Origin of the sequence: Frateuria sp. GZRe14 (assembly GCF_051900395.1) — a bacterium.
Classification (GTDB): domain Bacteria; phylum Pseudomonadota; class Gammaproteobacteria; order Xanthomonadales; family Rhodanobacteraceae; genus Frateuria_A; species Frateuria_A edaphi.
Window position 1 is genome coordinate 930,160 of the sequence record NZ_JBHZGJ010000001.1, and the last position, 17,728, is coordinate 947,887.

The following is a 17,728-nucleotide window of genomic DNA, read 5'->3' on the forward strand; positions in this document are numbered from 1 at the left end:
AGCCTCAATGGAAATCCCGCGAGCGCACGTCCAGCTCGCCCAGCATCGGTGTCAGGTCTTCCAGCGTGTGCGCGATCAGGTGCTGGACGCCATGCTCGCTTTCCAGGTGGCCTTCGATCGCCAGCAACCGCGATGCAAGCAGCACGCGACGCTGGCGCAGCACCACGCGTCGCCAGATCACCACGTTGGTCAGCCCGAACTCGTCCTCGATGGTCAGGAACACCACGCCGCTGGAGGTCTGGGGCTGCTGGCGCAGGGTGACGATGCCGGCGACCCGTACGGGCCGTCCGTTCGGCACGCCGACCAGTTCGTTGGATGCGCGGAAGTGCCGCGCACGCAGACGGGAGCGCAGCAGGCGCAGCGGATGCGGGCCCAGCGTGGTGCCGGTGAGGGCATAGTCGGCGCGCAGGTCTTCGCCGCGCGTGGGCAGCGGCAGCGCGATGGTTTCCGTTTCTGGCGTGGAGCCGGCGAACAGAGGCAGCTGCGGTTCCACGCCAGCGATCGCCCAGCGCGCGCGATGACGATGGCCGGCCAGTGCGCGCAGCGCGCCCGAGTCGGCGAGCAGGGCCTGGTCGCGGCGGTCCAGCTTCGCGCGAATGCTGAGGTCTCCCACGTCGACGAACGGCCATTGTCCGCGAGCGGCCACGATGTCTTTTGCGGTCGCTTCGCAGAAGCCACGGATCAGCCGCAGGCCCATGCGGATCGCCGGCTGCAGGCGTGCATCGCGTTCGGGCTCGAGCGTGCAGTCCCAGTCGCTGTGGCGCACGTCGATGGGCAACGTGCGGATACCGTGGCGGCGGGCGTCCTGCAGCAACTGGTCGGGCGAGTAGAAGCCCATCGGCGCGGAGTTGATCAGCGCGCAGGCGAACGCCGCCGGCTCGTGGCACTTGAGCCAGCTGCTGACGTAGGCGAGCAGGGCGAAGCTGGCCGCGTGCGATTCGGGAAAGCCATAGCTGCCGAAGCCCTTGATCTGCTCGAACAGGTGCTCGCCAAACTCGCGGCTGTAGCCGTTCCTCAGCATGCCGGCGAGCAGCTTTTCGCGATGCGGCTCCAGCCCGCCATGGCGTTTCCAGGCGGCCATCGAACGGCGCAGCGCATCGGCCTGGCTGCCGTTGAAGTCGGCGGCGACCATGGCGATCTGCATCACCTGCTCCTGGAACAGCGGAACGCCGAGCGTGCGCTTCAGGACGTTTTTGAGCGCCTCGGAGGGATAGCTGACTTCCTCCTCGCCGTTACGCCGGCGCAGGTAGGGATGCACCATGTCGCCCTGGATCGGGCCGGGCCGCACGATCGCCACCTCGATCACCAGGTCGTAGAACTCCTTCGGCTTGAGGCGCGGCAGCATGGCCATCTGCGCGCGCGATTCGATCTGGAACACGCCGATGGTGTCGGCGCGGCTGATCATGTCGTAGGTGGGCTTGTCGTCCTTGTGGTCCTTGTTGATGCCGGCGATGGTGTAGTCGCCGCGGCCGTTCGACTTCAGCAGGTCAAAGGTCTTGCGGAGCGCCGTGAGCATGCCCAGTGCCAGGCAGTCCACTTTCAGCATGCCCAGCGTGTCCAGGTCGTCCTTGTTCCACTGGATCACCGTGCGGCCGTCCATGGCGGTGTTCTCCACCGGCACCAGCGTGGAGAGCGGATGTTCGGAAATGACGAAGCCGCCGGGATGCTGGGAGAGGTGGCGCGGAAAGCCGATCAATTGCACGGTGAGTGCGAGTACCTGCCGGATCAGCGGTGTGTCCGGATCGAAGCCGCGCTCGCGCAGCCGGTCCGACGGAGGCACTTCGCCGCTCCAGCGATCGAGGGTGGAGGAGAGCTCTCCGGCCAGTTCCGGCGACATGCCCAACGCGCGCGCGACGTCGCGGATCGCACCGCGGCCGCGGTACTCGGTCGCCACCGCGGTGAGCGCGGCGCGGTCGCGGCCGTAGCGGTCGAACACGTATTGCAGCACTTCCTCGCGGCGTTCGTGTTCGAAGTCGACGTCGATGTCCGGCGGCTCGTCGCGATCCATCGAGATGAAGCGCTCGAAAAGCAGGTTGCTGGTTGCCGGGTCGGCCTCGGTAATGCCGAGCACGAAGCAAACCAGCGAATTGGCGGCCGAGCCGCGGCCCTGGCAGAGGATGTCCTTCGACCGCGCGAAGCGAACGATGTCGTGCACGGTAAGGAAGTAGGACTCGAACTTCTTGACCCGGATAAGGGCCAGTTCGCTCTCGATCTGTCCGCGCCACTCGTCCTTCACGGTGACCGGCCAGCGCCAGCGCACGCCTTCCTCGACCAGCTGGCGCAGCCAGCTGGTCGGAGTGTGGCCCTGGGGCACCAGTTCGTGCGGGTAGGTGTACTCGAGCTCTTCCAGCTTGAACGTGCAGCGCCGCGCGATCGCGACGCTCTCGGCCAGCAGTTCGGGTGGATGGATGGCCGAGAGCGCGCGGCGCGTGCGCAGGTGCCGCTCGCCGTTGGGGAACAGCCGCTGGCCGGCCTGCGCCACGGTGGTGTGGTGGCGGATCGCGGTCATCACGTCCTGCAGCGGGCGGCGGGCGCGTACGTGCATATGCGCGTCGCCGCTGGCGACCAGCGGCAGGGCGAGTCGTTCGCCCAGGGCGCGCAGGGAGGCCAGGCGGGCGTCGTCGTCGGGACCGCGGTGGAGCTCGACCGCGAGCCAGCAGCGGTCCGGGAAGCGCGCCTTCAGCCAAGCCCCTTCGGTCTCGTCGGGCTGCATGCCGGGCAGCCACAACGCAAGCATGCCGTCGGTGTCGCCGAGGTCCTCGCGCAAGGATTCGTAGCTGCCCTTGGGCGCGCGACGACGACTGGTGGTGATGAGCTGGCACAGCCGCGCGTAGCCTTGCTGGTTCTCCACCAACAACACGCACTTCGGTCCGTCGACGAACTGGAACTCGCTGCCGACGATGAGCTTGACGCCGGTTTCGCGCGAGGCTTCCAGCGCGCGCACGATGCCGGCGAGCGTGCATTCGTCGGTGATGGCGAGGGCGCTGTAGCCCTGCTGCTTCGCACGTTCGAACAGTTCGATCGCCAGCGAGGCGCCGCGCTGGAAGCTGAAGGCGGAAAGGCAGTGGAGTTCGGCGTAGGCGGGCAGGCTCATGCAGCTACCCTCCGGCTCTGTCGGGCCCGTTCTTGTGTGTGCGTCGCGGCAATGATGGCCAGGAGGTTCATGCGAACCACCCGTGCAGCATGAAGCCCTCGCGTTCGCCGACCGGGCAGTAGGCCCAGGCGCGCTGCCCGGCGGAGGTCTCGATCACGTAGTAGTCGCGCCGCACGTCGCCGTCCCACCAGCCGCTTTCGACGCGCTCGGGACCGGCCAGGATGCGCGGCTCGCGATCACGCAGCGGGATCGGTTGGGGCAGCAGCCAGCCGGGGCGGGGCAATGGCGGCGCGCCGGCGCTCTCGCCGTGGTTGCGCCAGGCGCGCTCGGGGCGGTGGTCGGCGTGGATCGAAAGGCCGTGCACGGCCTCGTCGCCCAGCCGCGCGCGCAGGCGTTCGCGCAGTTGCTCCCACGGCACCGCCTGTTGCGGGCGCACGTCGAAAAGGTCGCGGCCGGCCGGCACGAATGGCGGCAGTTCGCGCGCGATCAGTTGCAGGGCACGCACCGGCGCGGCCAGTTGCACGAGGTCCAGCCGGCCGCGGGCCAGTTCGAACAGCATGCCCCCGTCGCGCTCGGGGGCGAGCAGGCCGACCGGCACTTCGGTGGCGGCGCCGCGCTCGTGTTCCAGTCGCAGCACGAAGCGCTGCACGCCGCCGTCGCGGCCGGCGAGATACGCGGCGAGGTCGCCGGTCATGCGGCGCAGCGGGAACAGCAGCTGGCCGGTGGCGCCGACCTCATAGTTGAACTCGATGCGCGATTCGAAATGGTCCGGCGGCTGGTAGCAGTCCAGTGGCGTGGCGAGTGCGCCGGTGAGGCGATCGAGCTGGTCGAGGGTGTCGGTGCCCACGCGCCGGCCCAGTGCCGCGCGCGGCAACGCGTAGACCTGGGCGAGGCGGCGCAGGCCCATGCGGCGCAGGCTGTCGGCCGCCTCCGGCGGCAGGCCCGCGCGCTCCACCGGCAATTGGCCGAGGGCTTGATTCAGCGGTGCATCGTGGGTGATGGCCAGGCCGTCGTGTACGCCGGCCAGCGCACGCGCGGCCCACGGGTTGGGCGCGAGCGCGATGCGATGGCGGAAGCCGAGCGCGGCCAGGTCTTCGCGCAGCAGCGCTTCCATTCGCGGCCATGGCCCGAACAGGCGGAAGCTCGCCTCCACTTCGATCAGCAGCGAAGCCGGCATCTGCCGGCTGACCTGCGCGCCGTAGCGGTAGGCCCAGGCGGCGAGGAAGTCGTGCCAGCGCGTGGTTTCGGCCGGGTCGTGCTCGACCACGGCAAAACGCGCGCAGATCGCCTGCGCAGTGGCCAACGGCAGACCCGCGCGCAGGCCCTGCGCCTTCGCCGCGGCATTGACCGCGCGCAGTACGCGCCGCTGCACCGGGCCGTCGACCAGCACCAGCGGTTCGTCCGGCGTGGCGTGGCGGCGAAGGACGCCGTCGAGCGCCAGCTGCGGCAACAGGATGCAGGCCCACAACATGTCGTGGATCTCAGGCGCGGTCCGCGACAGTCGCGGCGGGACTGTCCGGCACCGGTTCGGAAGGCGCGCCGGTCGGCAGCGGCCAGGGCAGCGGCTGCGCCGGCGGATTGCCGCCGCGGCACTTGAGCACGCGCAGGCGCGCGGGTCGGGCTTCCAGCACCAGGCGCAGCGCCGCGGGCGAGGCGTGGACTGCCGCCGACGCGGGGCGCATTGCTATACCCAGGCACTGGCCGGTTTCCGCCGCCAATTGCAGGCGGCGCAACGTGCGATCGTCGGCCTGGTGCGTCCAGCACAGCACCGCGGCGCAGGCGGCCGAGCGCAGGCATTGTTCGGTCGCCCACGGCACGTCACGCGGTTCGGCGCGCACGATCTGCAGACGGTCCAGGCGCACGCCGGCGTTGGCCCAGGCGGCGGGGAAGGGCAGGTAGGGCGGGGCGATCAATGCGACCCGACCGCCGGCCTGCGTCAGGCGCGCGAGCGTGGGCCACAGCAGGCCCAGTTCGCCGATGCCGTCGAGCGGCAGCAGCACTTCGCTCAGCGCACCTTCGGGCCAGCCGCCGCCGGGCAGCGCGGCGTCCAGCAGCGGGAAGCCGGTCGGCTGGCGCGAAGGCGCGTGCGCCTGCGGCTGGCCGCGCCAGAGACGGCGGGCGTCGAACAGGTGATCGAGGGCGACCACGTTGCTCACGGGTGCGCCACCGTAGGGTGGGCTTCAGCCCACCGTTCTGTATTGCCGTGGTGGGAAGCCCACCATGCAGGAGCGGCGGCGTTGTCAAACCGGGCGCGGCCTTCCCGACGAGCCGCCGCCGGGAGGCGCTGGCGCCCGCCCCGGCCTGTGCGTACGTTCATCAGCCTGGCCTCACCAGCCCCGCGAACAGCCCCTCGATGGCGAAGTCGGTGGCGCGCGGGTCCACCTCGATCGGGGCATACGCCGGGTTGCGCGGCAGCAGTCGGATATGGCCGTCCCTGTGCTCGAAACGCTTGACGGTGAACTCGCCTTCCAGCCGCGCCACCACAGTCTGGCCATGGCGCGCCTCGGGCGTACGGTGCACGCCGATCAGGTCGCCAGGGAGGATGCCGTCCAGCAGCATCGATTCGCCCACCACTTCCAGCAGGTAATCCGGCTTGAGGCGGAACAGCGAAGCATCCAGCGCGACTTCGCGGCGCACCTCGGCGTCCGATCCGATCGGCCGGCCCGCCGCCACGCGACCGAGCAATGGCACCGCGAGTGTCGATACCGGCTCGCTGCGACGCAGGCGGATGCCGCGTGCCTGGCCTGGCACCAGTTCGATGTGGCCCTCGCGCTCCAGTGCTTCCAGGTGCAGTCGCGCCGAGCGGTTCTGTTTCAGTCCCAGCGCGGCCGCGATCTGCAGCTGCGACGGCGGGTAGCCGTGCGCCGCGATGTGTTCTCGCAGGTAGGCGAGCAGGGCTTGGCGGATAGGGCTTAGGGTCATGATACTAATATTAGTACATCGGGGAAGGTCGCGGCAGGGGGATGCTTTTGGCATCATTTCGTGAAGGGGAATCCGGCGGTTTGCCGAAAGCGTGAAGTCCCGGGGGACAGCGATGCGTCCGCGAAGGACTTCAGGCGTGTGGGGGAAGCACATGGTGTCCGCTTTGCTGCTGGGCGTCGGCTTGCTGCTGGGTGTGCCCGCGGCGGGCGCCAACGTGCCGGCCTCCGCTCCCGCCGGGGCGGCCCCGAACAGGGTCTTGCCGACGCCGCAGTTCCGCCGTTACGGCAGCGCCGATGGCCTGCCCAGCAGCCTGGTCTACACCGCGGTGCAGGCGCCGGACGGCACCATGTGGTTCGGCACCAAGAACGGCATCGCGCGTTTCGACGGCGTGGAATTCCGCAACTTCCGCCACGTTTCCGGCGATCCCGATTCACTGGCCGGCAACGGCATCTCCTCGCTGCTGATCGACAAGCAGGGACGGTTGTGGGCCGCCGGTCTGGATGCGGGCCTGAACCGGCTGGATGCCGCCAGCGGCAAGTTCAGGCACTGGAAGCACGATCCGGCCGATCCCGGCAGCCTGGCCAGCGAGAAGGTCTGGACGCTGGCGCAGACGGCCGATGGCAGCCTTTGGGTGGGCACCCGCTTCGGGCTGGACCGCATGCGCGCGGATGGCAGCTTCGAGCATGTCGTCAATCCCTTGCTCGGTCCGGCGCCGACGGACTTGGGCGAAGTGGCCGCGCTCTACGTCGATCCCCATCAGCGCCTGTGGGTCGGCAGCGCCCACGGCCTGTTCCGGCGCGATGCGAACGGCAGCTGGCACCACGTGCTGCCGGCCGATCCGGCGCAGACGGTGGACGCCTGGCGCATCGACGGCAACGGGGACGAGGTGCGAGTGGCCACCGTGCGCGGGCTGCTGGTGGTCGGGGCTGACGGCCGCGCGCACCGTTTCGCCCGCGACGTCCTGCCCGACACCAACGTGATGGTCAGCACCCGCGACCACGCCGGACGGTTGTGGATCGGCACCCAGCGCGGCCTGTTCCTGCAGGAGCGGCCGGACGGCCCGGTCCTGCCGGTGATGAACCGCCCGGTGCTTTACGGCAACCTGCCCGGCACCTGGGTGTGGCAGCTCTACGTCGACCGCGAAGGCGGCCTGTGGGTGACCACGCTGGACGGTGGCGTGGCTTACCTGGCGCCGGGCTGGTACAGCTTCAGCCGCTACACGCACGTGCCGGACAATCCGGCCAGCCTGCGCGATTCGGTGGCGACCACCATGGCCCGCGGCCGCGATGGCCGGCATATCTGGGTCGGCGAGCGCGACGGGCGTGTGGACCGGCTCGACCCGTACACCGGCGCGGTCGAACACGTGCTGTCCGGCCTGCACGGCGACGTGCTCGGCATGACCGAAGGCGAGGGCGGCCGCCTGTGGGTCGCGGTGCAGGGGACGCTCTACCGCACGCAGGGCTCGCACGCCGTCGCGGTCGACCCTGAAGGCCAGATGTTCCGTCGCCCGCTGGAGGTCGAACCCGGCCCCGACGATCGCCTGTACGTGCGCACCTTCCGCGAAGGCCTGTTCCGCGTGGATCCGGACACGCTCGCCGTAAGCCGCGTGCCAATGCACCAGGCCGACGACAAGATGCTGTGGGGCGCGCAGATGACGCTCGACGACCGCGGCACCTTCTACTACGCCAGCGAAGGCGGGCTGATGCAGCTGGACCCCACGCACCGCTTCTTCGAGCCGGTGCCGGGCGGCCCCACCGGCATCTCGGTCGAAGCCTTCAGCTTCTCCCCGGACGGCCTGTGGCTGGCCACGCCCGACGGCCTGGAGCAGTACCGCTACCACGGCAACGGCCTGGCGCTGGTGCGCCACGTCGACATGGCGCACGGATGGCCCTCGGTCGGCGTGGTCGACATGCGCGTGGATGCACGCGGACGGGTATGGATCTTCGGTACCGATGGCCTGTGGCGCTTCGATCCGGATTCGGGTCGCTTCCGTTCCTTCGGCTTGCAGGACGGCCTGAGCAACACCGAATTCTCCCGCGGCTTCGCCTTGATGCCCGACGGCAACCTCTATGCGCCGACGCTGGGCGGCGTGGTCGCCTTCAACCCCGATCGCGTGTGCGAACAGGCCACCGTGCCGCAGCTCGCGCTGACCCGCGTGCGGGTCCGTCGACACGGCCAGTTGACCGACCTGCCGCTGGGTCCGGGCCCTGTCGAGGTGGACTGGCGCGACCGCGAGCTTGGCGTGGAGGCGCGGGTGTTCTCCTTCGTCGATCCGTCGGCCAACCGCTACCGCTTCCGCCTCGATGGCCTGGACAGCGGCTGGGTCGACGTCGACAGCCGCGGCGAGCGCGATTTCGCCGGACTGGCCGCGGGCGATTACACCTTGCGCGTGATGGCGGTCGGCGCCGGCGGCGCCTGGGCGCACCTCGCCGCGCCGCTGCGCATCCGCGTCGAGGCGCCGCCTTGGGCACGCTGGTGGGCCTGGCTGACCTACGCGATCACCTTGGGGCTGATCGTGTGGACAGCGCTGCGGGTGTGGCGCCGGCGCATCGCGCAGCGCCATCGCATCGCGCTGTCCGAGCAGCAGCGCTGCCTGGCCGAGGAAGCCAGCGCGGCCAAGACCCAGTTCCTGGCCACGCTGAGCCACGAGATACGCACGCCCATGACCGGCGTGATGGGCATGGCCGAACTGCTGCTGACCACGCCACTCAAGCCCGAGCAGCGCGACTACACGCTGGCCATGCAGCGCTCCGGCGGGATGCTGCTCAAGCTGCTCAACGACGCGCTCGACCTTGCGCGCATCGAAGCCGGCCGGCTCGATCTCGAACTCGCGCCGTTCGATCCACGCCAGCTGGTCGAGGACGTGGCTCAGCTGCAACTGGGCCATGCCCAGGCCAAGCGCCTCTCGCTCGCCGTGGAGCTGGCCGACGACCTGCCGCCCAGGGTCGTCGGCGACGCCGTGCGCATCAAGCAGGTGCTGCTCAACCTCACCCACAACGCGCTGAAGTTCACCGAATACGGCAGCGTGAAGCTGTGCGCGCAGCGTCATGCCGACGGCCTGGTCTTCAGCATCGCCGACACCGGCCCCGGCATTCCCGAGGCGGCGCAGGCACGCCTGTTCCAGCGCTTCGAGCAGGTCGAAGGTCCGCAGCGGCGCGCCGGCAGCGGCCTGGGACTGGCGATCTGTCGCGAGCTGGTCGGCATGATGGGCGGCGACATCGAACTGGAGTCGCGCGTGGCCCAGGGCACCACCTTCCGTGTGCGCCTGCCGTTGCAGCCGCCCGAAGGCGCCGTCGGCGCGATGGCCGTCGCGCACGCACCGATCGGCCGCCCGCTGCACGTGCTGCTGGTCGAGGACGACGCCATCGTCGCGGCGGTGATCCGCGGCCAGCTCGAACGCCAGCGCCACCGCGTCTGCTACGTCGCCAACGGCCTGGGCGCGCTCGCCGAACTGGACCAGTCGCGCTTCGACGCGATGCTGCTGGACCTGGACCTCCCGGGCGTCGATGGCTTCCAGGTCGCCCGCCTGATCCGCCAGCGCGAAGAACCGAGCCAGCGCGTTCCCATCGTTGCCATCACCGCCCGCTCCGGCGGCGACGAGGAGGCGCGTGCGCGCGAAGCGGGGATGGATGGGTTCCTGCGCAAGCCGTTCAGTGGCGAGGCCCTGGCGGAATTGTTCGTCGAGCTGGTGCCACCGTCGGACGTGTCGACCACCACGGCGATCGATCCGGCCTGATCGGGAACACAAAAGCCGGGGAACAAAAAAGCCCGCAGGCATGACCTGCGGGCTTCTTTTTTTGCATGGTGGCCGGGGACGGAATCGAACCGCCGACACGGGGATTTTCAATCCCCTGCTCTACCAACTGAGCTACCCGGCCGGGAAGAGGTTCCACGCATGAAGGCTTGCTGCGTGGAGCCGCGCATTTAAGCGGATGCGGGCGCGGGCGTCAAGGCTCGCCGGGGGCGACGTAGCCGGCGGGCTGCGCCACGTCGCCGCCGAAGAAGTACTTCTCCATCTGCTCGCCGAGGAACTGGCGGGTCTTCGCCTCCAGCGGGTTCAGGCGGTACTCGTTGATCAGCATGGTCTGGTGGGCGAGCCATTGCTGCCACGCCTGCTTGGAGACGTTTTCGTAGACGCGCTGGCCGAGCGGGCCGGGCCAGGGAGCGAAGTCGAGGCCTTCGGCGTCGATGCCGAGTTTGGTGCAGTGGACGGTGCGGGACATGGTGCTTTCCGATGTTGCTCAGGTGTCGTTCGCGCTGAGCGTAGCTTGCGCGGCAGGCGGAGTCGAAGCGGTGCGCGGTGTGGCGGGTTCGACTTCGGCCCGCGGCCCGTGTTCACGACGAAGGTTTTTCGGGAACGGTGGCGTGGCTCAGGACAGGCGTTGGGGTTCGCGCGCCAGGGATTCCAGCAAGGTGCGCACCGGCGCGGGCAGGCCGAGGTCCGACCACGCGTCGCGGGGGTACCAGCGCAGCGCCGCATTATCGGCGATGGCGGGGTGGGCTGTTGCGCCGTCGAACAACAACGGTTCGATGTTGAGGCGGTAGTGGCTGAAGACGTGGACGAAGGGCGTGAGCGGTTGCGCATCGTCCAGCTGGGCGTGGGTCTGCGCCAGGCGCCAGGCCGCGTCGTGGCCGGTGGCCTCGGGCAGGCTCCACAGGCCCGACCACACGCCGGTCGCACCGCGCCGTTCGAGCAGCACGCGACCCTGGCGATCGCGCAGCACGAGCATCGTCGTCTCGCGCGTGGGCAGCGTCTTGCCGGGCTTCAGTGTAGGCAGTTGCGCGGTGCGGCCGTCGCGGCGGGCGACGCAGGTTTGGGTCAGCGGGCAGGCCAGGCAGAGCGGGCGCGAGCGAACGCAGACGGTGGCGCCCAGGTCCATGATCGCCTGGGTGTAGTCGGCTACCCGCTCGGTCGGCGTGTGCGCCTCGGCCCGTTCCCACAGCTGCTTCTCGACGGCACCCTGGCCGGGATGGCCTTCGATACCGTGATAGCGGGCGAGCACGCGCTTGACGTTGCCGTCGAGGATCGGAAAGCGCAGGCCATGCGCCTGGGCGAGGATCGCGCCGGCGGTGGAGCGGCCAATGCCGGGGAGCGCGGCGAGCGCGTCGAAGTCGCGTGGCAGTTCGCCGCCGTGGCGCTCCACACACAGCTGCGCGGCGCGATGCAGGAAACGCGCGCGGCGGTAGTAGCCAAGGCCGGACCACAAGGCGAGCACGCGGTCTTCGTCCGCGGCGGCGAGGTCGGGCAGGGTGGGCAGCGCGTCGGTGAAGCGCAGGAAGTAGGGAATGACGGTGGCGACCTGGGTCTGCTGCAGCATCACTTCGGACAGCCACACGCGGTAGGCGTCGCGGCGTCCGTCCGTGGCGGCCTGCCAGGGCAGGTCGTGGCGGCCGTGGCGGTCGAACCAGGGCAGCAGGTCGGCGGCGAGGGTGGAACTCATCGGGCGTCGCTGCTGGCCGATGCCGCGGGCGTGCCGGTGCTCGATGCCGCGGCGGGCGTGAGTTCCAGGTGCAGGCCTTCGACGTGTACGCCGGCCACGTCCAGCGTGGCCGCGTCCACGTGGCCGTTGCCGGGTGGTACGCCGAGCCGCGGACCTTCCTCGTCGCCGATGTGCGACCACCAGCGCGCCACGCCCAGTGGCGGCAAGCGCAGGTCGAGATGATTGCCGGGACCGTCGAGCTTGAGCGCCAGCAGCAGCGGATCGCTCTGGTTGGCCGGGGTCAGCTGCAGCGAGATGTCGTAGCGGCCGGCGTCGGCCTGGTCGAGCGATCCGGCAAGCGTGGCCGCGGCGTCGGCGGCGCCGTGCCAGTGCGCCTCGCCGGTCAGGTCCATCGCCAGCGTGACGCCGCGGGTGAAGTCCAGATCGATGTCGTTGAGCTGCAGCGCATTGCCCTGGATGCGCGGCGTGGCGGTCAGGCGCAGCTGCATCGGCGTGCCGCCGGCATCCTTGGCCGAGATCACCAGCGGGAACGGCTGGCCGGAAAGCAGGTGACCGGCATCGAGCGAGAAATCGCGCAGCAGCAACTGGTTGCCGCTGACGATGGTGCCGCGCGCGATGCGCACGCCGGTATCGATGCGCGGGATGTTGGGCGCGCCGGCGCCGCCGGAAGGCAGGCTGGACAGCCAGGCCTGCAGCGCATCCAGGTCCACGCGCGGCGCGTCGATCTCCAGTCGCGAGATCACCGTGGGTCCGCCGAACAGCGTGCTCCAGGGCAACGCGAGCCGACCGTTGGCGGCCAGCAGGATCGGCATGCTGGCGCCCTGCGCGGTGAGCGTCAGCCCTTCCAGCTCAAGCGCCGGTCGCGGGAACAGGGTGGGACTCGCAGGATTGGCCAGGCTGAGTTCCAACCCGGCCTGGTGCGCCTGTTCCTGCAGCATGGCGGTGAAGCGCTCGGGCTGAAGCAGCAGGTAGACGGTCACCAGCAACGCGATCAGGCCGGCAACGAGGATGCCGGCCAGGCTGAGCAGCGCGATGCGCAGGCGCCGCGTCATCGCCGCTCAGGCCCGGGCCAGCGTGGCCGGCAACAGGCCGTCGACGAAGGCGCGTGCGTCGAACTCGCGCAGGTCCGTGGCGGTCTCGCCCAGGCCGACGAAGCGGATCGGCAGGCCGAACTCGCGCGCCAGCGCGAACATCACGCCGCCCTTGGCGGTGCCGTCCAGCTTGGTCACCACCAGGCCGGTCACGCCCACGATCTGTTGGAACTGGCGCAACTGGCTGATCGCGTTCTGACCAGTGGTGCCGTCGATCACCATCAGCACCTCGTGCGGTGCGTCGGGGTCGATCTTCTTCAGCACGCGGGCGATCTTGGACAACTCGTCCATCAGCCCGCCCTGGGTATGCAGGCGGCCGGCGGTGTCGGCGATCAGCACGTCGGCGTTGCGCGAGCGGGCGGCCTGCAGCGCGTCGAAGATCACGCTGGCCGAATCGGCGTCCTGGCCCTGCGCGATCACCGGGACGTTGTTGCGCTCGCCCCAGGTCTTCAGCTGCGCCACCGCGGCGGCGCGGAAGGTGTCGCCCGCGGCGAGCAGTACCTGCCGACCCTCATCGCGCCAGCGGCGCGCGAGCTTGCCGATCGTCGTGGTCTTGCCCACGCCGTTGATGCCCACGGTCAGCACCACGAAAGGCTTGCGGCCGCCGATGTCGAGCGGCTGCTGCACCGGCAACAGCATCGCCACCAGCGCCTCGCGCAGCGCCGCCAGCAGCGCGTCGGCATCGGCGAACTCGCGCTTGTGCATGCGCTTGCGCAGGCCCTCGACCAGCATGGTGCTGGCTTCGATGCCGACGTCGGCGGTTATCAGCAGGGTTTCGAGCTCGTCGAGCAGGTCGTCGTCGAGCTTGGGGTGGCGCACGAACAGCGAGCTCAAGCCCTTGGCGAAGCCGCTGCCGGAAAGGCGCTCGCGCCAGCTGCGCTTGATCGGAGCGGGCTCCGGGACGGTGGCCGGGGGCGGCGGCTCGTCGACGATTGCCGGTTCGGCGGGGGCGAGTTCTGCGCGGGCTTCGTCCAGCACCGGACTGGCGTTGTCCAGGGCAGCGGCGTCGGTGGTGTGCTCGTCGGCGGGCGGCGTCTGGCCTTGCTCGGCCGGTTGCTCCGAAGTCGTTTCGGTGGGTTTCTTCTTCCAGAATTTGAGCATTGCGGCGGCGTTTCCAAGACAATGCGCGGATGCTATCACCCGCTACCAGACTGGCCGCTGAGGGCCATCCGCACCTGCGTTTCCGCTGCGCGGGACCGATTTTCGCCGGGCGCGGGACGGCGGTCGCGCACAGGGTGCGCTCGGGCAGGGGAACGCGGGCGTGACGGGGCGTATCCGCATCATCGGCGGCCGCCTGCGCAATTCGCGGCTGGACGTGCCCGAGCTGCCGGGGCTGCGGCCGACGCCGGAGCGCGTGCGCGAGACGCTGTTCAACTGGCTGGCGCCGGTGATCGGGGGCGTGCAGGCGCTGGACCTGTGCGCCGGCACCGGGGCGCTGGGGATCGAGGCGCTTTCGCGCGGGGCCGCTGCGGTGCGTTTCGTCGAGCGCGACGCCCGCGCGGCCACGGCGTTGCGCGAGAACCTGGCGCGGCTGAAGACCGAGGGCACGGTGACCGTTGCCGATGCGGCGGCCTTTCTGGAGGGTGCGCCCGTTCCGTTCGGACTGGTGTTCCTAGACCCGCCGTTCGCCGCGGACCTGTGGCCGGTGCTCGCGCAACGGCTGGAGGAGAGAGGCTGGCTGACCGCGCAGGCCTGGATCTACGTCGAGTCCCCGCGCGATCAGGTGCCTTCGCTGCCGTCCAACTGGGCACTGCACCGCGAGGGCCGGGCCGGCGAAGTGCGCCACGCGCTCTATCGCCGCTGCGCGGAGCTTCCGTTAAGCTAATCGCCACCTTCGCGCCGCAGCCTCCACGTGAACAAAGTTCCGGTGAACAAGCGCCTGGCCGTGTATCCGGGCACCTTCGACCCGATCACCAACGGCCATGCCGACCTGGTGTCGCGCGCCGCGCCGCTGTTCGAGCGCGTGGTGGTGGCGGTCGCCGAGAGTTCCGGCAAAGGTCCTGGCTTCAGCCTGGACGAGCGCATCACCCTGGCGCGGCTGGCGCTGGCCGACCTCCCGAACGTGGAAGTGCGCGGGTTCAACTGCCTGCTGGCCGATTTCGTCAGCGAGGTGGGCGCGGGGGTGATCATCCGCGGTCTGCGCGCGGTGTCGGACTTCGAATACGAGTTCCAGCTGGCGAGCATGAACCGCCATCTGATCCCGCAGGCGGAGACGCTGTTCCTCACGCCCGCGGAGCAGTACAGCTTCATTTCCTCCTCGCTGGTGCGCGAGATCGGTCGCCTTGGCGGCGACATCTCCAGCTTCGTGCATCCGGCAGTCCAACAGGCCATGCGGCAGCGCTGGCGCAAGTAAGGATGTACCGGTCCATTTGACGCACCCTGCGTAGAATGGATCGGGACATCTTCGAATCCACTCACAGGGAGACACCCATGCGTAAGTTCCTGATCGCCGCAACCCTCGTCCTCGCCGGCACCCTGGCCCTGTCCGCCTGCAACAACCAGGACGAGAGCCAGCAGAACACCCAGCAGGCTGCCGCTCCCAAGCCGACCAACCCGAACGATGCCCAGGCGTGGAACGCCTACCTGGGCCAGATCGTGCAGAACAACATGCAGGGCATGACCGCCGAGCGCCCGTACGCCTACCTGGTGCCGGCCGGTGACGACGAGGACGCCAAGGCCAAGTACGACCGCCAGCTGACGAACGTGCAGGACGTCATCGCCCGCGGCGTGCTCCCGGGCAACCTGCTGGCCTTCGCCGGCCCGAACTCGGCCAAGACCGCCGATTTCATCATCGCCGCCTTCGCAGGCGCCAAGCCCGGTACCTTCAAGGACGTGATCGTGCTGTTCATCGGCGACCAGGCGGACAAGGACCGCGTGACGACCGCGCTGCAGGCGACCGGTGCGACGGTGCGTTTCGTCGCCATGTAAGCGCCCGCGCGAATGCGCCCGATGCGCCCGCGATGCCGGAAGGCTTCGCGGGCGTTTTCGTTTGCGGGGTCCGCAGGGTGGGTCCAGCCCACCATTGCGTGCGAGGCGATGGACCGAGGTGGGCTGCAATCCGCCCGGCCTTGCGGCGGGAATGACTTGCGCGGGTAAGGATGGCCGCTCCGCGCTACCATTGACGCCATGTCCCTGAAGATCCTCGACACCTGCGTCAACTGCGACGTCTGCGAGCCCGCGTGCCCCAACAAGGCAATCTCGATGGGCGAGGACTACTACATCATCGATCCGGCCCTGTGCACCGAGTGCGTGGGCCATCACGACGAGCCGCAATGCATGGTCGTCTGCCCGGTCGAGTGCATCATCATCGATGCCGACCTGGGCGAGACGCGCGAGCAGCTCGAACTGAAATACCGCCAGTTGATGGCCAAGGAGACCACGGCATGAGTTTGTCCCCGCGTTGGCGAGTCCTTTTGCTGAGCCTGCTGCTGACCAGTACCGCCGCCTTCGCATCGGACCCCCCCGCCCGGACGACTCCCGCCAGCGCCGCCGCCGCGCAGACGCAGAAACCCGGCCACGCCGCCATCGCCAGCGCCAACTTCCTGGCCACCAACGCCGGGCTGGAAGTGCTGGCGAAGGGCGGCAACGCGTTCGACGCGGCCGTGGCGGTGGCTTCCACGCTGTCGGTGGTCGAGCCGGAAAGCTCGGGGCTGGGCGGCGGTTTCATGGCTGTGCTGCGACGAGCCTCGGACGGCCGCGAAGTGTTCATCGACGCGCGCGAGGTCGCGCCCGCGGCGGTCGACCCGAAGGATTACGTCAATGCGGATGGCTCGCCCAACCGCGACGCCGCGCTGACCGGCCCCCTCTCGGCCGGCATCCCTGGCGAACCGGCGGGCCTGGCCTGGTTGGCCGCGCACTACGGCAAACTGCCGCTGTCGGCCTCGCTGGCCCCGGCGATCCGCACCGCGCGCGACGGCTTCACGCCCGACAGCCGCCTGCGCAACGCCATCGCCGAGCGCGCCGACGACCTCAAGCGCTGGCCGGCCTCGGCCGCCAAGTACTTCGTCGACGGCAAGACCCCGGCGGAGGGCGTGACCTGGCGCGACCCCGACCAGGCCCGCACCCTCGAGATCCTCGCCCGGCAGGGCCGCGACGGCTTCTACCAGGGCGACGTGGCGAAAAAGCTGGTGGCCGCCGTGCGCGCGGCCGGCGGCAACTGGTCCGAGGCGGACCTGGCGGGCTACCGCGTCAAGGAACGCGCGCCGATCAGCGTCGACTATCGCGGCTACCGCATCGTCACCGCGCCGCCGCCGTCCTCCGGCGGCGTGGCGATCGCCGAGATCCTCAACATCCTGCGTGGCGTGGACATGGAGAAGCTCGATCGCGCCCATCGCGTGCATTACGTGGTGGAGGCGATGCGTCGTGCCTTTCGCGACCACAACGATTACCTCGGCGACCCTGACTTCGTGAAGATGCCGCTGAACATGCTTCTGTCGCCGTACTACGCCGACGGCCTGCGCCAGGGCATCCTGCCCGACCGCGCCACGCCTTCCTCGATGCTGCCGCACACCGGCGCATCCGACCCGGGCCCGCACACCACGCATTTCTCGATCATCGACAAGGACGGCAACATGATCGCCGTCACCTCGACGGTGAACTACACGCTCGGTTCCACCTTCGTCGCCGCCGGCACCGGCATCCTGCTCAACGACGAGATGGACGATTTCGCGCTGGTGCCCAACAAGCCCAACGTCTACGGCCTGCTCGGCAGCAAGGCCAACGCGCCGGTGGGCGGAAAGCGCATGCTTTCCTCGATGTCGCCCAGTCTCGTGATCGGGCAGGACCGCACCGCAGTAATCGGATCGCCGGGCGGCTCGACCATCATCACCCAGGTGCTCGAAGGCATCCTCGCCTTCATCGACGGCAAGGATGCAACCGCCGTCGTCGCGCAGAAGCGCTACCACCACCAGTTCATGCCCGACCGCGTGGACGTGGAGGAGGGCGTGTTCGACCCGGCCACCGCGCACGAGCTGGAGCGCATGGGCTACACGCTGCACCCGCGCGATCCCTGGGGTTTCATGAACGTGGTGACCTGGGACCACCGCAACAACACGCTGCAGGCGGCCAGCGATCCGCGACGGCCTTCGGGCCTGGGCAAGGTGCAGTAAGCCTCCGCTGGCGGCGGGGGCAAAGGGGCAGACCTCGTCGCACCGTTGCGCGCGCTGGCCGCGTGTCCCAGA

14 protein-coding genes and 1 tRNA gene are annotated in these 17,728 nt (G+C 69.8%); 6 read left to right on the forward strand and 9 right to left on the reverse strand.

The annotated features are described in order from the left end of the window. Positions 1–4: 4 nt before the first annotated feature. The 4 genes from ACFWZ1_RS04130 to lexA all read right to left on the reverse strand — a co-directional run bounded on the left by ACFWZ1_RS04130 (position 5) and on the right by lexA (position 6,016). Positions 5–3,094: an error-prone DNA polymerase gene (locus ACFWZ1_RS04130; RefSeq protein WP_439665545.1), complete on the reverse strand. Its 3,090-nt coding sequence runs from the start codon at positions 3,092–3,094 to the stop codon at positions 5–7. A 67-nt stretch (positions 3,095–3,161) separates the two neighbouring features. Further along, a complete protein-coding gene (locus ACFWZ1_RS04135; RefSeq protein WP_439665546.1) occupies positions 3,162–4,565 on the reverse strand; it encodes a Y-family DNA polymerase in 1,404 nt (467 codons plus the stop codon). 10 nt (positions 4,566–4,575) lie between these two features. Further along, positions 4,576–5,250 carry a translesion DNA synthesis-associated protein ImuA gene (gene imuA / locus ACFWZ1_RS04140; RefSeq protein ID WP_439665547.1) on the reverse strand — a complete coding sequence of 225 codons (675 nt, stop codon included), beginning with the start codon at positions 5,248–5,250 and terminating at the stop codon, positions 4,576–4,578. A gap of 160 nt (positions 5,251–5,410) precedes the next feature. Then, on the reverse strand, positions 5,411–6,016 hold the full coding sequence (lexA, locus tag ACFWZ1_RS04145; RefSeq protein ID WP_439665548.1) for a transcriptional repressor LexA: 606 nt from the start codon (positions 6,014–6,016) through the stop codon (positions 5,411–5,413). A 151-nt stretch (positions 6,017–6,167) separates the two neighbouring features. Here lexA and ACFWZ1_RS04150 point away from each other — a divergent pair, with 151 nt between their 5' ends. Continuing rightward, the gene (locus ACFWZ1_RS04150) at positions 6,168–9,752 is read left to right on the forward strand and encodes a two-component regulator propeller domain-containing protein (protein WP_439665549.1); all 3,585 of its coding nucleotides are present in this window, start codon (positions 6,168–6,170) and stop codon (positions 9,750–9,752) included. Positions 9,753–9,818: 66 nt separating this feature from the next. Here ACFWZ1_RS04150 and ACFWZ1_RS04155 read toward each other — a convergent pair. The 5 genes from ACFWZ1_RS04155 to ftsY form a co-directional block, all read right to left on the reverse strand. Beyond that, positions 9,819–9,894: transfer RNA gene (locus tag ACFWZ1_RS04155), tRNA-Phe, on the reverse strand. Between the two features lie 69 nt (positions 9,895–9,963). Next, a complete protein-coding gene (locus ACFWZ1_RS04160) occupies positions 9,964–10,239 on the reverse strand; it encodes an oxidative damage protection protein (RefSeq protein ID WP_231323943.1) in 276 nt (91 codons plus the stop codon). Between the two features lie 147 nt (positions 10,240–10,386). Next, complete coding sequence (gene mutY / locus ACFWZ1_RS04165) at positions 10,387–11,457, reverse strand: A/G-specific adenine glycosylase (RefSeq protein WP_439665550.1); 1,071 nt, start codon at positions 11,455–11,457, stop codon at positions 10,387–10,389. Next, the gene (locus tag ACFWZ1_RS04170) at positions 11,454–12,509 is read right to left on the reverse strand and encodes an AsmA family protein (protein WP_439665551.1); all 1,056 of its coding nucleotides are present in this window, start codon (positions 12,507–12,509) and stop codon (positions 11,454–11,456) included. The genes mutY and ACFWZ1_RS04170 overlap by 4 nt, the downstream gene beginning before the upstream one ends. A gap of 6 nt (positions 12,510–12,515) precedes the next feature. Next, positions 12,516–13,649, reverse strand: coding sequence for a signal recognition particle-docking protein FtsY (gene ftsY / locus ACFWZ1_RS04175; RefSeq protein ID WP_439665552.1), 1,134 nt, complete (start codon positions 13,647–13,649; stop codon positions 12,516–12,518). Between the two features lie 160 nt (positions 13,650–13,809). On the opposite strand from ftsY, the gene rsmD reads away from it, so the two are divergent. From rsmD to ggt, 5 genes are all read left to right on the forward strand, one after another. Further along, the gene (rsmD, locus tag ACFWZ1_RS04180) at positions 13,810–14,373 is read left to right on the forward strand and encodes a 16S rRNA (guanine(966)-N(2))-methyltransferase RsmD (RefSeq protein ID WP_439665553.1); all 564 of its coding nucleotides are present in this window, start codon (positions 13,810–13,812) and stop codon (positions 14,371–14,373) included. 27 nt (positions 14,374–14,400) lie between these two features. Further along, positions 14,401–14,901, forward strand: coding sequence for a pantetheine-phosphate adenylyltransferase (coaD, locus tag ACFWZ1_RS04185; protein WP_231323953.1), 501 nt, complete (start codon positions 14,401–14,403; stop codon positions 14,899–14,901). 77 nt (positions 14,902–14,978) lie between these two features. After that, positions 14,979–15,476: a hypothetical protein gene (locus ACFWZ1_RS04190; RefSeq protein ID WP_231323955.1), complete on the forward strand. Its 498-nt coding sequence runs from the start codon at positions 14,979–14,981 to the stop codon at positions 15,474–15,476. 198 nt (positions 15,477–15,674) lie between these two features. Further along, positions 15,675–15,935: a YfhL family 4Fe-4S dicluster ferredoxin gene (locus ACFWZ1_RS04195; RefSeq protein ID WP_231323957.1), complete on the forward strand. Its 261-nt coding sequence runs from the start codon at positions 15,675–15,677 to the stop codon at positions 15,933–15,935. Continuing rightward, positions 15,932–17,656: a gamma-glutamyltransferase gene (gene ggt / locus ACFWZ1_RS04200; RefSeq protein ID WP_439665554.1), complete on the forward strand. Its 1,725-nt coding sequence runs from the start codon at positions 15,932–15,934 to the stop codon at positions 17,654–17,656. The genes ACFWZ1_RS04195 and ggt overlap by 4 nt, the downstream gene beginning before the upstream one ends. The last annotated feature ends 72 nt before the right edge of the window (positions 17,657–17,728 follow it).